Source organism: Bradyrhizobium sp. S3.3.6, from assembly GCF_040546905.1.
Taxonomy (GTDB): Bacteria; Pseudomonadota; Alphaproteobacteria; order Rhizobiales; family Xanthobacteraceae; genus Bradyrhizobium; species Bradyrhizobium cytisi.
This window is the reverse complement of sequence record NZ_JBEPOT010000001.1, coordinates 250358-263421: the sequence shown is the minus strand read 5'-3', so window position 1 is coordinate 263421 and position 13064 is coordinate 250358. Positions and strand designations below refer to the sequence as shown.

The 13064-nt window shown below is 65.1% G+C and carries 14 protein-coding genes; 7 read left to right on the top strand and 7 right to left on the bottom strand.

Features of this window, described 5'->3' with window-relative positions; genetic code table 11:
* The first annotated feature begins 293 nt into the window (after positions 1-293).
* A complete protein-coding gene (locus tag ABID59_RS01265; protein WP_148756580.1) occupies positions 294-1586 on the top strand; it encodes an adenylosuccinate synthase in 1293 nt (430 codons plus the stop codon).
* A 37-nt stretch (positions 1587-1623) separates the two neighbouring features.
* Complete coding sequence (locus ABID59_RS01260) at positions 1624-3216, top strand: hypothetical protein (protein ID WP_354082196.1); 1593 nt, start codon at positions 1624-1626, stop codon at positions 3214-3216.
* A 156-nt stretch (positions 3217-3372) separates the two neighbouring features.
* Here ABID59_RS01260 and ABID59_RS01255 read toward each other — a convergent pair whose 3' ends face one another.
* Together ABID59_RS01255 and ABID59_RS01250 are read right to left on the bottom strand one after the other, a co-directional pair.
* The gene (locus ABID59_RS01255) at positions 3373-3669 is read right to left on the bottom strand and encodes a hypothetical protein (protein ID WP_354032257.1); all 297 of its coding nucleotides are present in this window, start codon (positions 3667-3669) and stop codon (positions 3373-3375) included.
* Positions 3670-3921: 252 nt separating this feature from the next.
* Positions 3922-4167, bottom strand: a complete 246-nt coding sequence (locus ABID59_RS01250) for a hypothetical protein (RefSeq protein ID WP_187435237.1) — start codon at positions 4165-4167, stop codon at positions 3922-3924.
* Between the two features lie 145 nt (positions 4168-4312).
* On the opposite strand from ABID59_RS01250, the gene ABID59_RS01245 reads away from it, so the two are divergent.
* Both ABID59_RS01245 and ABID59_RS01240 read left to right on the top strand, forming a co-directional pair.
* Positions 4313-4738, top strand: coding sequence for a DUF5413 family protein (locus ABID59_RS01245; RefSeq protein WP_148754536.1), 426 nt, complete (start codon positions 4313-4315; stop codon positions 4736-4738).
* 61 nt (positions 4739-4799) lie between these two features.
* On the top strand, positions 4800-5342 hold the full coding sequence (locus ABID59_RS01240; RefSeq protein WP_148754563.1) for a DUF4112 domain-containing protein: 543 nt from the start codon (positions 4800-4802) through the stop codon (positions 5340-5342).
* 81 nt (positions 5343-5423) lie between these two features.
* On the opposite strand, the gene ABID59_RS01235 is transcribed toward ABID59_RS01240, so the two are convergent.
* From ABID59_RS01235 to msrA, 4 genes are all read right to left on the bottom strand, one after another.
* A complete protein-coding gene (locus ABID59_RS01235) occupies positions 5424-5717 on the bottom strand; it encodes a hypothetical protein (RefSeq protein WP_148754538.1) in 294 nt (97 codons plus the stop codon).
* 211 nt (positions 5718-5928) lie between these two features.
* Entirely contained in the window at positions 5929-6093 is a 165-nt protein-coding gene (locus tag ABID59_RS01230) for a DUF3309 family protein (RefSeq protein WP_148754539.1), read from the bottom strand.
* Positions 6094-6198: 105 nt separating this feature from the next.
* The gene (gene msrB / locus ABID59_RS01225; protein ID WP_148754541.1) at positions 6199-6618 is read right to left on the bottom strand and encodes a peptide-methionine (R)-S-oxide reductase MsrB; all 420 of its coding nucleotides are present in this window, start codon (positions 6616-6618) and stop codon (positions 6199-6201) included.
* Between the two features lie 44 nt (positions 6619-6662).
* Positions 6663-7364, bottom strand: a complete 702-nt coding sequence (msrA, locus tag ABID59_RS01220) for a peptide-methionine (S)-S-oxide reductase MsrA (protein WP_148754543.1) — start codon at positions 7362-7364, stop codon at positions 6663-6665.
* A gap of 235 nt (positions 7365-7599) precedes the next feature.
* Between msrA and ABID59_RS01215 the strand changes: the two genes are divergently transcribed.
* Entirely contained in the window at positions 7600-9288 is a 1689-nt protein-coding gene (locus tag ABID59_RS01215) for a tetratricopeptide repeat protein (protein WP_354082195.1), read from the top strand.
* Between the two features lie 21 nt (positions 9289-9309).
* On the opposite strand, the gene ABID59_RS01210 is transcribed toward ABID59_RS01215, so the two are convergent.
* Positions 9310-10425: an ATP-dependent DNA helicase gene (locus ABID59_RS01210; protein ID WP_148754547.1), complete on the bottom strand. Its 1116-nt coding sequence runs from the start codon at positions 10423-10425 to the stop codon at positions 9310-9312.
* 183 nt (positions 10426-10608) lie between these two features.
* Here ABID59_RS01210 and ABID59_RS01205 point away from each other — a divergent pair, with 183 nt between their 5' ends.
* Both ABID59_RS01205 and ABID59_RS01200 read left to right on the top strand, forming a co-directional pair.
* Complete coding sequence (locus tag ABID59_RS01205; protein WP_354032251.1) at positions 10609-11730, top strand: helix-turn-helix domain-containing protein; 1122 nt, start codon at positions 10609-10611, stop codon at positions 11728-11730.
* Positions 11731-11817: 87 nt separating this feature from the next.
* Positions 11818-13053, top strand: coding sequence for an acyltransferase family protein (locus ABID59_RS01200; protein ID WP_354082194.1), 1236 nt, complete (start codon positions 11818-11820; stop codon positions 13051-13053).
* Positions 13054-13064: the final 11 nt, after the last annotated feature.

Genomic DNA, 13064 nt, shown 5'->3' with positions numbered 1-13064 from the left:
CCGGTTCAAAGACACGGAAATCGAGGTCGCAGCAACGGGGCGGATGCATCGCCACCATGCAGCGGCCGGGGCTGCCCCTCACGCTTTGGTCGAAGGGAGAGCATCGCCCTGGAAGGTTTCCGGATTTTCCGGGGATATCAAAGGCTTGGATCGGGCGTTGGGTCCTCAAAAAGCCCGGTTCTTGCTTGCCTAGAGAGGCTGCTTCCTTTATCCGGTTGGTGCCTCGCGTACGAACGGCTCCGGGCCGGGAATTGGGCTGGGCGCATCTAAATTCTTCGAAGGATTACCCGCGAATGGCCAATGTTGTCGTCGTCGGCGCCCAATGGGGCGACGAAGGAAAGGGCAAGATCGTCGACTGGTTGTCGGAGCAGGCGGACATCGTCGCGCGCTTCCAGGGCGGCCATAATGCCGGCCATACGCTGGTGATCAATGGCGAGACCTACAAGCTCGCGCTGCTGCCCTCCGGCGTGCTGCGCCCGTCAAAATTGTCGGTGATCGGCAACGGCGTCGTGTTCGATCCGCAGGCCTTCCTCGACGAGGTCGCCAAGCTGCGCAGCCAGGGCGTCGCGGTCGGCCCGGAGAATCTGCGCGTCGCGGAGAACGTCACGCTGATCCTGCCACTGCACCGTGAGCTCGACGCCTTGCGCGAATCCTCCAATTCCGCGACCGCGATCGGCACCACCCGCCGCGGCATCGGACCGGCCTATGAGGACAAGGTCGGCCGCCGCGCGATCCGGCTGATGGATCTCGCCGACCTCGACACGCTCCCGCACAAGATCGACCGGCTCCTTGCGCATCACAATGCGCTGCGTCGTGGCCTCAACCTGCCGGAGTTCGACGGCAACGAGATCCTGAAGGAGCTGAGCGCGCTGGCGCCGCAGCTGCTGCCCTATGCAGAGACCGTCTGGCGCCTGCTCGATATCGAGCGGCGTGCCGGCAAGCGCATCCTGTTCGAGGGTGCGCAAGGAGCGCTGCTCGACGTCGACCACGGCACCTATCCATACGTCACCTCGTCCAACACGGTGGCGGGGCAGGCCGCGACCGGAACGGGTATCGGTCCGGGTGGCGTCGGCTACGTGCTCGGCATCTGCAAGGCCTATACGACCCGCGTCGGGCAGGGACCGTTCCCGACGGAGCTGCTGAACGAGATCGGCGAGGAGATCGGCCGTCGCGGCCGCGAGTTCGGGGTCAATACCGGACGCAAGCGCCGCTGCGGCTGGTTCGACGCCGTGCTGGTCCGCCAGACCGTGCGAACCTGCGGCATCAACGGGCTGGCGTTGACCAAGCTCGACATTCTCGACGGCTTCGATTCGATCGATGTCTGCGTCGGCTACAAGCTCGACGGCAAGGAGATCGACCATCTGCCGGCCGGCGAGGGCGCCCAGGCCCGGGTCGAGCCGATCTGGGAGACCATCGAGGGCTGGAAGGAGCCGACCGCCGGCGCGCGGTCCTGGGCCGATCTGCCCGCCCAGGCCATCAAATATGTCCGCCGGATCGAGGAATTGGTTGGATGCCCGGTGGCGCTGCTTTCCACCAGCCCCGAACGCGAGGATACTATCCTCGTACAAAACCCGTTTGAGGCTTAACGATCTCTTACCAGGACGCGCGTATAGTTGAGTAGAAATGGCTGATTACTATCCGCTGATCGCCCGCGCTATTGCCGCCCTGGACCCCAACGCTCCCGGCGAAAGCCGGCGCGCGCTCTATGAGCGGGCGCGCACGGCCCTGATCGCGCAGCTCCGCAGCGTCCAGCCGCCGCTCTCCGAATCCGAGATCACCCGCGAGCGGCTGTCGCTGGAGGAGGCCGTCCGCAAGGTCGAATCGGAGGCCGCCCAGCGTGCCCGCGAAGCCTCGCGCCCCGGTGGTGGCGCCCGCAGCGGGAGCGGCAGCGGCGATGCGTTCCGACGGGCCAGCGCCCGTGCGGCCGACAACAACCCGCCCGCATCTCCTCAGTCGGCCGCGCCGCCGCGGGCCCGTCCCGCCGCACCGCCGTCGCGCAACGATCGCCCGCCGCTCGGCGGCGACGACCAGAACGACGCGCCGCGTCCGCCCCGCGCCCCGCGTTTCGATGCGCCGCGCCAGCCGGCTGCGCCGGAGCCGCCGGCCGGGCGCGATCGCTCTCCCTCGCGCCGCCCGCCGGATGGCGGACCGCCGCCACCGCCGGCGCCAGGCGTACGCGGCTTCCGCGACATCACCGCCGACGTCAACGATCTCGGCGGCGCCGCCGCGCAGGCCAACCGCGCCGCGCGCCGCACTTACGCCAACGTGCCGTCGCCCTCGCCGGAATTCGACCGGCTCGAGCCGAGCCTGGAGAACCGCGCCGCCGAACCCGACGCGCCCTATTCCTATGACGAGTCGATGGAGGAGGCCGAGCGCTACGCGCCGCAGTCGTCGTCGCCGCGTCCGCGCATCGCAGCCGACCGCGGCGCCAGGAAGCCCAAGCGCGCCGGCTCTATCTTCCCGTTCAAGAGTGCGATCGCCATCGGCATCGTGCTGATCCTGGTCGGCGCCGGCATCCTGTGGGGCAAGTCGCTGGTGCAGACCGCGACCAATCTGTTCAAGCCCTCGCCCACCCAGGTGGTGGAGGCGCCGAAGGATGCCGCGCAGCCGCAGAGCAAGCCGAAGATTCCGGATCGCGTCGGCCAGCCCTCGGCGAGCGACCAGCCGGCTGCGCCGGTGGCGCAGAAGGTCGTGCTCTATGACGAGGATCCGTCCGACCCGAAGGGCAAGCAATATGTCGGCTCGGTGGTGTGGCGGCTCGAGCCGATCAAGGCCTCGGGCAACCAGAAGGCCGACGTCGCCGTGCGCGCAGACATCGAGATCCCCGACCGCAAGTTCAAGATGACGATGTCGTTCCGCCGCAACACCGACTCGTCGCTGCCGGCGAGCCACACGGCCGAGCTGACCTTCATCCTGCCGCCGGACTTTCCGGGCGGCAGCGTCTCCAACGTGCCGGGCATCCTGATGAAGTCGAACGAGCAGGCGCGCGGCACGCCGCTCGCGGGCCTCGCGGTCAAGGTCACCGACGGCTTCTTCCTGGTCGGCCTCTCCAATGTCGACGCCGACCGCTCCCGCAACGTCCAGCTTCTGAAGGAGCGCTCGTGGTTTGACGTGCCGCTGGTCTACGCCAACCAGCGCCGCGCCATCATCGCCATCGAGAAGGGCGCCCCCGGCGAACGCGCCTTCAACGACGCCTTCGCGCAGTGGGGCGACTAAGAGTACTCCGTAAGACTTCGGCCTGCATGGTTCGAGACGCCCGCCTTGGCGGGCTCCTCACCATGAGGGTTTGATATCTCGCCGCGAAACGAGACCTCATCCTGAGGGCCCGCCCCTTGGGCGGGAGTCTCGAAGGATGGCCGCAGGTACGCTCTCCTACTGCGCGGTCGCTTCCCGCTTGCGTGCCGCAGTGGCGGCTGCGTGCTCGCGGTCCATCACGGCGCGGCAGCCGGGGCTGACCTGCGCTTTTTTCTGGACCATGCAGGCCCTTATCCGCGTGATGTCGGGGATCTCACTGGAGCACAGCCGCATCGCATCGCCCGTGCACATCTGCTGTGCTTCGGACGAGAAGGCGAGGCCGGGTGATGTCTGGAGGGCGATCGCGGTGGCGGTGAGAGCGAACAGCGAAGCGGCGGTCTTCAAGAGCGAAGCGATGGTTTGGTAGCGTGTCATGAACAATGCGTCCCCGAGTTCCGTGGGTCGAACCACTTGGTTTTGGGGCGCTGCACGCGACTTGATCTGCCGCATGTCACAGTCTTCACGCCGGGAACCTTGGTCCCGCATGTGGTCGCTCGATCTGTTGATGTTCGAATCGAAAAGTGCTGCGCCGCCCGAGCGAAGTATGCGCGATTGTCAAAGAGCTGCAATGGGCGGCGCGAATGAATTCGCAATTGTTGCGCGACCGTCACGCAAAATGTGAGACGTTCACATGCCGTGAGTCTGGAACACCTTGCTGCACGACCTCGACAGCTTGGCCCGGTTCGCCTGCAGGCAGCCCTGCACCGCATTGTCATTGCCGAGATCCTTGCGGCACAGCCGCGAGGCGTCGCGCGAGCAGGCATTCTGCTCCTGCGGCGTGCCCATATGGCCTTGCGCAAAGGCGGGCGCATTCGACAGGCCGCCGAGAGCCGAGAGAGTGATCGTCGCCAGCAATACCAGTTTACGAGACATCGGCGGCTCCAGATCTGACAGATGAATCTCAACCTCCAGTCTGAACTCGTCGCTTTGCTGCTTGTTCCCCCAAACAGCGCGCAACCGCGCTATCCAAGGTTCCCGCCGCGCTGCTATAAAAGCTCGTGCGTATGAGGAGTTCTTGATGAAACGCTATCTGGTGTTTGCGCTCGTCGGTCCGTTCGTGGGCGGCTTCCTGCTGCTGCTGACGACGACCTACCAGTCCGGCTACTGGGCCCAGACCAGTCTCGGCGAGGTCGGCAAGCTGTTCGTCGTGTTCTTCAAGACGCTGCAATACAGTTATCTGTTCGGCTTCCTGCCCTCGCTGATGATCGGCGCGGTCGACGACATCCTGATCCATGTCCGGCGCGTCGGGCCGGTGCTGCGGATGCTGCTGGTCGGCCTGTTCGCCTTCATCCTGGCATCGCTGACCTACGGCTCGCGCGGGTCGGATTCGGGCGCGGTGCAGTTCATCCTGTACGGCCTGGTTGGCTTCGTGCCGGCGGTGCTGTCCTCCTGGTTCGTGCATCGCTATGTCGAGGAGCCGCGGCCCGCGGCGGCGGCGAGCTGAGCGCGCGACCTTCGGACGCGGCGCAGCAACCTCTGTTGTGCTCGTGCGTTTCCTGATGGACATGACCATGCCCGACGACGACATTCTCGCGCCACGCAAGTCCCGCTCAGGAACCCAGTCGCGCGCCGATGTTTCGGACCGCGCGGCGCGCGGACCGATCATCGACCAGGAAGGCCACGAGATCCCTCCCGAAACCCTGGAGCAGGGGTTCCGCGAGTTTCGCTTTGAGTTCGGTCAAGGCAATCCGTTCGGCAACCTGACGCGCGAGCAGCGGATCGCGCGGCTTGAGGCGCTCGCCAAGCTGCTCGACGTCGCCTTCGTCCTGCCCGGCACCAATATCCGCTACGGCATCGATGGGTTGATCGGATTGATCCCCGTTGTCGGCGATATCATCACCACCGCGATCTCGCTCTGGCTCGTGCGCGAGGCCCGCGCGCTCGGCGCGCCCTGGTATCTTACGGCCCGCATGCTCGGCAATGTCGCCCTCGACGGCGTGGTCGGCATCGTGCCGTTCGCGGGCGACGCCTTCGACGTCATGTTCCGCGCCAACATGCGCAACGTGCGCCTCTTGCGCCGCTGGCTCGACAAGCAGCCGCGCCTCTGAAGCCCGCCCTTTAAGAAAAGCGAAAAGCGCGACAGCCGTTCGGCCATCGCGCTTTGCGCACATCGGAGACTTTAAGAAAATTTACGCCGCGTCGGCGTCGGCTTCCGCGACCGGCTCCGGCTTGCGGTGGCGCGGCAGCGGGAAGGCCTCGCTCTCATAGAGCGAGCGGATGCCGTTCTGGTCGAAACGGGCTTCCTCGACCTGGAGATACGCGCCATTCAGCGAATCCGTCGGCAACTGCTCCATCGCGAACTGCACGGCTTCGGCCGCGGTGCCGAACCGCCGATAGGTGAAGCCCGCGCGCTTCTTCTTGCGGATGGCGGCGGGGAAGAGCTCGGCGGAGGTGTTGAAGTTGAACGGACGCAGTGGACGCATGGTCAAAGACCTCGTGATCTTGTCTGGGGCTTTAAGCGCGTGGGGTTGGGGAGGCGGAGGCCACAATCAGGCGAGCCCGCCGCACATCATTTTCGTCCACTAATATAGGCTGTTTTCACAGAAATGCGACCCCTGCGATGGGAGATGATGAATCCGCGCATGGCAGCCCCGCAGAGGCTATAACAAAAGTAGTTTCAATGAGTTATATGGTTTACAGCTTGCCAAGAAGCAGCAGCACGACCAGCACGACCAGAACGACGCCGCCGATCCCCATGCCAGAATGGCCCATGCCGTAGCCATAGCCGCCGATCCGGCCAGACCAGCCGCCCAAGAGATAGATGATCACCAGGATGATCAGGATGGTCCCGAGTGACATGGCGTCCTCCCTGGCGGCGGCCGGATTAGGCTCATCGGCTGCACGCCAGACAAGAAAAGCATATCGCGCCGCCGGGTTCCACCGGGGAACCGGCGGCGCGCAACCTTATTTCGGCTCCAGCTTGAGCGCAGCCGAGTTAATGCAATAGCGCAGGCCGGTCGGTCCCGGTCCGTCGGGGAAGACGTGGCCGAGATGGCCACTGCATTTGGCGCAGAGCACCTCGGTGCGGACCATGCCGTGCGTCGTATCCCGCTCCTCGTCGACATGGCTCTCGACCGCAGGCGCGGTGAAGCTGGGCCAGCCGCAGCCGGAGTCGAACTTGGCGTCGGACTCGAACAGCACGTTGCCACAGCCGGCGCAGACATAGGTGCCGGCACGGTGATCGTGCTCATATTCGCCGGAGAAGGGACGCTCGGTCGCCTTCTCGCGCAGCACGGCGTACTGCATCGGCGACAATTCCTGCCGCCACTGCTGTTCGCTCTTGATGATCTTGTCGTCGGTGATTTTCGTCTTGGTGTCGGGCATGGGTCTCCCGTTTTCTGATGATCTTGTTTTCGGTGATCTCGCGATCAGTTGGTGGCCTTGCTGGCGCTCACCAGCGTCGGCTTCTCGATGTAGTTATCCGCGAACAGTTTTTTCAGGTTCTCGACCTTCGGGATGTCGTTATAGGCGATGTAGGGCTGGCTCGGGTGCAGCGTCAGATAGTCCTGATGATAGGACTCGGCCGGGTAGAACGCCTCCAGCGCGCCGACCTTGGTCACGATCGGCTTGCTGAACACCTTGGCGCCGTCGAGCTGGGCGATATAGGCCTCCGCGACCTTCTTCTGCTCGTCTGAGGTGGTGAAGATCGCCGAGCGATATTGCGTGCCGCTGTCGGGGCCCTGGCGGTTGAGCTGGGTCGGGTCGTGCGCCACCGAGAAGTAGATCTGGAGGATCTTGCCGTAGGAGATCTTCTTCGGGTCGAACTTGATCTCGACCGACTCGGCGTGGCCGGTCCGGCCGCCCGAGACAGTCTGGTAATCGGCGGTCGCCTTGCTGCCGCCGGCATAGCCGGAGACCGCGTTGACGACGCCGGCCGTGTGCTGGAATACGCCTTGCACGCCCCAGAAGCAGCCGCCGGCAATCACCGCGGTCTGGATGCCGCTTGCGGGTGCTGTGTCCATTGCGGGGGCAGGGATCACGACGGCGTCTTCCGCGGCCCGGGCCGGTGCGGCAAAGGCCAGCGTCAAGGCGGTGGTGGCGGCGAGCAGGGACAGGACGGAGCGGCGCATGGCGGATCCTCTTTCGGAAGGCCTGACAGTTTAGGGCGGTTGAGGGCGGGCGAACAGCCTGCCCGGCGTTTTCAGACATCGGAGATACGGGCGGACCGGGCGATTGTTACGGCTTTGGAGACACGAACCCGTGAAATCCTTGGCCCGGCTTGGCGCGGTGGGGAACTCCGGGCTAGATGAACCGGCGCGATCGCCGATCGACTTAAGATGTGGTGGCTGGAGCTGATCCGACAACATGCTGCGCGTCGTCCCCCTGATATCAGTCATGCTCGTCTCCAGCTTTGCGATCGCCGCGGCGGAGCCGCAAGCCGGCGACGACCTCGCCACCTGCCGCGACCGCCAGGCTGACCTTCAGGCGCGGACGACGGCCTGCGAGAACCTGCTCAACGCCGATCGTGTCACCGGCAAGGACAAGGCGGTCGCGCTCTCGGTGCGCGGCAATAATCTGATCAACAAGCGCGACTACGATCGCGCGATCGATGTCCTGTCCACGGCCGCGGGCCTCGACCCGGACAATGCCGTCATCCTCAACCTGCGCGGCCTCGCCTATGAGCGCACCGGCAAGGACGACCTTGCGATGGCCGACTACAACCTCGCGCTCCAGAAGCGACCGACCTACGGCGTTCCCTACAACAATCGCGGCGTTATCCAGCTGCGCCGCGGCGCGCTGCAAAGCGCGCTCGATGATTTCAGCCTGTCGATCAAATACACGCCAAAATTCATCCTCGGCTGGACCAACCGTGCCCGCGTGCGCACGCTGATGAAGGATTATGACGGCGCGCTCGCCGATTTCGCGGAGGCCGAGAAGATCGATCCGGCCGCGCAACAGATTGCCGGAAACCGCTGCACCACCTACGGCATGATGGGCAAGTACGATCAGGCTTTTGCCGATTGCAACGGCCTGATCGAGAAGCAGCCGAGGAATGTCTACGCAATCAACAACCGCGCCGACGTCTATTTCATGAAGGGCGATTTCGACGCCGCGCTGAAGGACTACAACACGGCGCTTCAGCTCAACCCGAACAATATCCGCGCGCATTCCGGCCGCGGCCAGGTCTACGAGCGCAAGAAGGATCTCGCCCAGGCCCGCGCCGATTATCGCTCGGCCGCCTATTCGCTGACGAAGTTCGACGAGCTCGATGTTGCCCGCGCCCGCACCATCGCGCAGGAGCGGCTCGCCGCGCTGACGCCGCAAACGCCGGGCGGCGCGCCCAGCGGGCGCCGCGTTGCGCTGGTGATCGGCAACGGCGCCTACAAGAACGTCCACGCTCTGCCCAATCCGCCGCGCGACTCGAAGCTGATCGCGAGCGTGCTGAAGGACGTCGGCTTCCAGACCGTGATCTCCGTCAGTGACCTCACCCGCGACAAGTTCTTCGACGCGCTGAAGACCTTTGCCGACGAAGCGGAGAAGGCCGATTGGGCGGTGGTCTATTATGCCGGCCACGGTTTCGAGATTGGCGGGGTAAACTATCTCGTCCCAATCGACGCCAAGCTCGCCGTCGACCGGGATGCCGAGACTCAAGCCGTCGCCCTGGAGCAGGTGATCGCAGCGGTGGGCGCGGCAAGAAAAGTGCGTCTGGTGATCCTGGATGCCTGCCGCGACAATCCGTTCGCGCCGACCATGCAGCACACGCTGTCGCTGAAGCTGGTCGACAAGGGCTTTTCCAACATCGAGCCCGGCGCCGGCTTCATGGTGGTCTACGCCGCCAAGCACGGCGAGACCGCGATCGACGGCGACAACGGTGCCGACAGCCCGTTCTCCAGCGCGCTCGCCCGCGAGATCAAGGTGCCGAAGGTCGAGATCCGAAAGCTGTTCGACATCGTACGCGACGACGTCTGGACCGTCACCAAGCACGAGCAGCAACCGTTTTCGTATGGCTCGCCGCCGGGCCGGGAAGATTTTTATTTCGTGGCGGGGAAGTGAGGCAATCGCCGGAGCGGGGTTTTAGACGACGATACTCAGCCGCTTCGCCGCGCGCGTGATGCCCGTGTACAGCCACCTTGCGCGGCTCTCCCCGAATGCAAAGCTCTCGTCGAACAGCACGACGTCGTCCCATTGCGAGCCCTGCGACTTGTGCACGGTCAGCACGTAGCCGTAGTCGAACTCGTCATAAGGCTTGCGCTGCTCCCAGGCGATCTGCTCGATGCCGCCCTCGAAGCAATCGGCGCGCACGGAGACTTTCGTGACCTTGTGGCCGAAATCCTCGTCGGGCGAGAGCCGCATGCTGAGGATGCGCGATTTCGAGCGCGATGTGTTGCGCGACTTCACGCGCCACAGGCCGCCGTTGAACAGGCCCTTCTTGCGGTTGTTGCGCAGGCAGACCAGCTTGTCGCCGGCGACCGGAAAGACATCCTCGATGTTCTGGCGCTGCCGCACCCGCATGTTGTAGGCGCGTCGGGTGTTGTTGCGGCCGACCAGCACCTGGTCGGCGCCCATGACGCGATCGGGATCGAGCTCCTTGCGCGATACCACCTCGCTCTCGCCGTAGCGGCCGATGTCGAGCTCGCGGCCCTCGCGGACGTCCATCGACATCCGCACGATCGGATCGTCCTGGGCCTGGCGGTGCACCTCGGTGAGCATCGCGTCCGGCTCGGTATTGGTGAAGAAGCCGCCGCCCTGGATCGGCGGCAGCTGCGCAGGGTCGCCGAGCACCAGCAGCGGACACTCGAAAGACATCAGGTCGCGGCCCAATTCGGCGTCGACCATCGAGCATTCGTCGATCACGATCAGCTTGGCCTTGGAGGCCGGCGCGTCGTCCCACAATTCAAAGCTCGGCTGCTCCTCGCCGGATTCGCGGGCGCGGTAGATCAGCGAATGGATGGTGGAGGCATCGTCGCACCCCTTGTTGCGCATCACCAGCGCCGCCTTGCCCGTGAAGGCGGCGAACTTCACCTCGCCGTCGACGCCGTCGGCGATGTGCCGCGCCAGCGTGGTCTTGCCGGTGCCGGCAAAGCCGAACAGGCGGAACACCGGCGGCGTGCCGTTGCGGCCGGGTTTTGCCTTGAGCCAGTCGCCGACGGCTTTCAGCGCGGCATCCTGATGCGGGGTGAATGTGGGCATGACTGTCTTGAGAGGTGCGAAACGATGCGATTCGCGATTCCCCAAAACTAACCATTCGCCCCGCGGGTTCAAGCGGGGCCGCCACCCCTATGCCGCGACCACCGCGCAATTTTGGATTGTGCCCGCGCGAGGGCGGTGCGAGAGTTCGATCTCGAACCGGGGGGAATGTGAGTTGTGAACGCGATGGGGCTCACGGCCATCGATCTCGGGCTTCGCGGCGCAACGAGCGGCGTGTTCCTGTTGATCATTGTCGCTACGCTGTTGCGTCGTGCGACCGGCCAGCAGGCGTTGCTGGGCATGGCCATGTCTGCCGGTGGCGTGCTCTACGCCATCACGACCGCGCCGTTGTTTCCCAAATCGTCATGGTGGTGGGTGTTGCCGATCCTGTCCGGGCAACCTGCCGTGTTCTGGCTGTGGGCGCGCGCGGCGTTCGACGACGATTTCGTGCTGAGGCGATGGCACGGCGTGCTCTGGCTCGGCATCGTGGCCTTTGGCTTTGCGCTCACGCTTGGCTGGGCGTACTGGCCCGCTTTGGCCGGGGCCGGCGGGCGAGGCCTGGCGTTGATCAATCTGGCGCTGGCTCTCGCGGCCGCGGTTCAGACGGTCAAGACCTGGCGCGCCGATCTGGTCGCGCGGCGCCGCCGGCTTCGGCTGGCGATGCTGGCCATCAATGTCGGACTCATCGCTGTCGTCGCCGGCGCCGGCTTCGCCGCAATTCCTGTCGCGGTCCCCGGCGCGCCCGGCAGTCTGCCGACCGCGCTCAGCCTGTTCGTGGTGGCCATGATTGCCGGACTGGGGGCTTTTGCCGCGCAGCCGGCCGTGCCCGTCAACGACGCCATGGCGGCAATCGCATCCAGTAGCGGACGCGGTGCCGATCGTGCTCCTCCCGCAGGAAGGCTCGTGGTCGATCCGATCCTGCTGCGGCGCCTAGATCATCTGATGAGTGTGGAGCGGACCTACCGGCGGGAAGGTCTTGCGATCGGAGCGCTCGCGGCACGGCTCGACGTTCCGGAGCACCGGCTTCGCCAGGCCATCAACGAAGGGCTGGGCTATCGGAACTTCAATGCGTTCCTCAATCGCTATCGCATCGAGGATGCCAGGCTGGCGCTGTCCGATGTGACGCAACGGGAGGTCCCGGTGCTGACCATCGCCATGGATGCCGGCTTCCAATCGATCGGCCCCTTCAATCGCGCCTTCAAGGCCGAGACCGGCGTGACCCCGACCGAATTCCGGCGCGAGGCGCTGAGCCGGCCGGAAACCGGCTGCGATCCCGGGATCACCCAGCCGCGCCGAGAAATCGGCTAGCCGATTTTTGGATCGGGCGAGAGGGCCGCGCCGCGATTAGGCAGACTGTCCGGCGAGAACCCCTCGCCAACCAGCACGAGCCCATCCATGTCCCATGCGACCGGCGCCCCCGTATCGGAACGACTGCACGCGCTCGATGCGCTCAGGGGTGGCGCCCTGCTGCTCGGCATCGTCCTGCACGCGACATTGTCATTTTTGCCCGCCTCGGCCCAGTTCTGGTTCGTCAGGGACACCCATCCAAGCCTGCTGCTCGGCCTGCTGTCCTTCACCATCCACGTCTTCCGGATGACGACCTTCTTCCTGATGGCCGGCTTCTTCGCCCGCATGAGCTTTCATCGCCGAGGCACCTCGGGCTTCATCCGGGACAGGCTGCAGCGGATCGCCCTGCCGCTCGTGATCGGCTGGCCGATCGTCTTCACGCCCATCGCCCTGATCGTGATCTGGGCATCTTATCTGCCGAATGCCGGCCCGTTCCACGGCGTGCGCAATTGGCCGCCGGTGCTGCCGAATTTCCCCCTGACCCATCTCTGGTTTCTCTATGTGCTGCTGGAGCTCTATGCCGCCATGCTGCTGCTGCGCGCCGCCATTGTCTGGCTCGATGTGTCAGGCACTTGGCGAGCGGTTGTTGACCGCATCTTCGCCGGCACCATGCGACATCCGCTGGCGCCGCTGGTGCTGGCGATCCCGATCGGCATCGCCTTCAGCCTCGATCAACGATGGATCAACGTGATGGGCGTGAGGACGCCGGATCAATCGCTCATCACCAATGCGCAGGCCTGGATCGGCTTCGGCACCGCATTCGGCGTTGGCTGGCTGTTGCATCGGCAGGTCGATCTGCTGCGGCTGCTCGAGCGACGCTGGCTCCCGTATCTTGTGCTCGCGCTCGGCCTGATCCTGATCAGCTTCGTGCTGTCAGGCGTGATCCTGTCCTCACCGGGCGCGCCGAAACTGCCTTTCAGCTTCGCCACGCTCAGGCTTGTCTCTGCCATCCTCTATGCACCGGCGATCTGGATCTCGACCTTCGCAGTCATCGGGCTCGTGCTGCGCTTCATGTCCGGCTTCAGCCCGACCTGGCGCTATCTCGCCGATGCATCCTATTGGCTCTATCTGATCCACATGCCGATCGTGATGGCGCTGCAGGTCGCGTTGTCGCAGCGCGACTGGCCCGGGCTGATCAAGTTCGCAATCATTCTAGTCGTCGCGATTCCCTTGATGCTGGCGAGCTACCATCTGCTGGTGCGCTTCACCTTCATCGGTGCGGTGCTGAATGGCCGCCGCGCCGAAAAGCGCGTCCTCCCGCAGGGCGGAATTGCGACTGCGTAGACAGCGCTGCC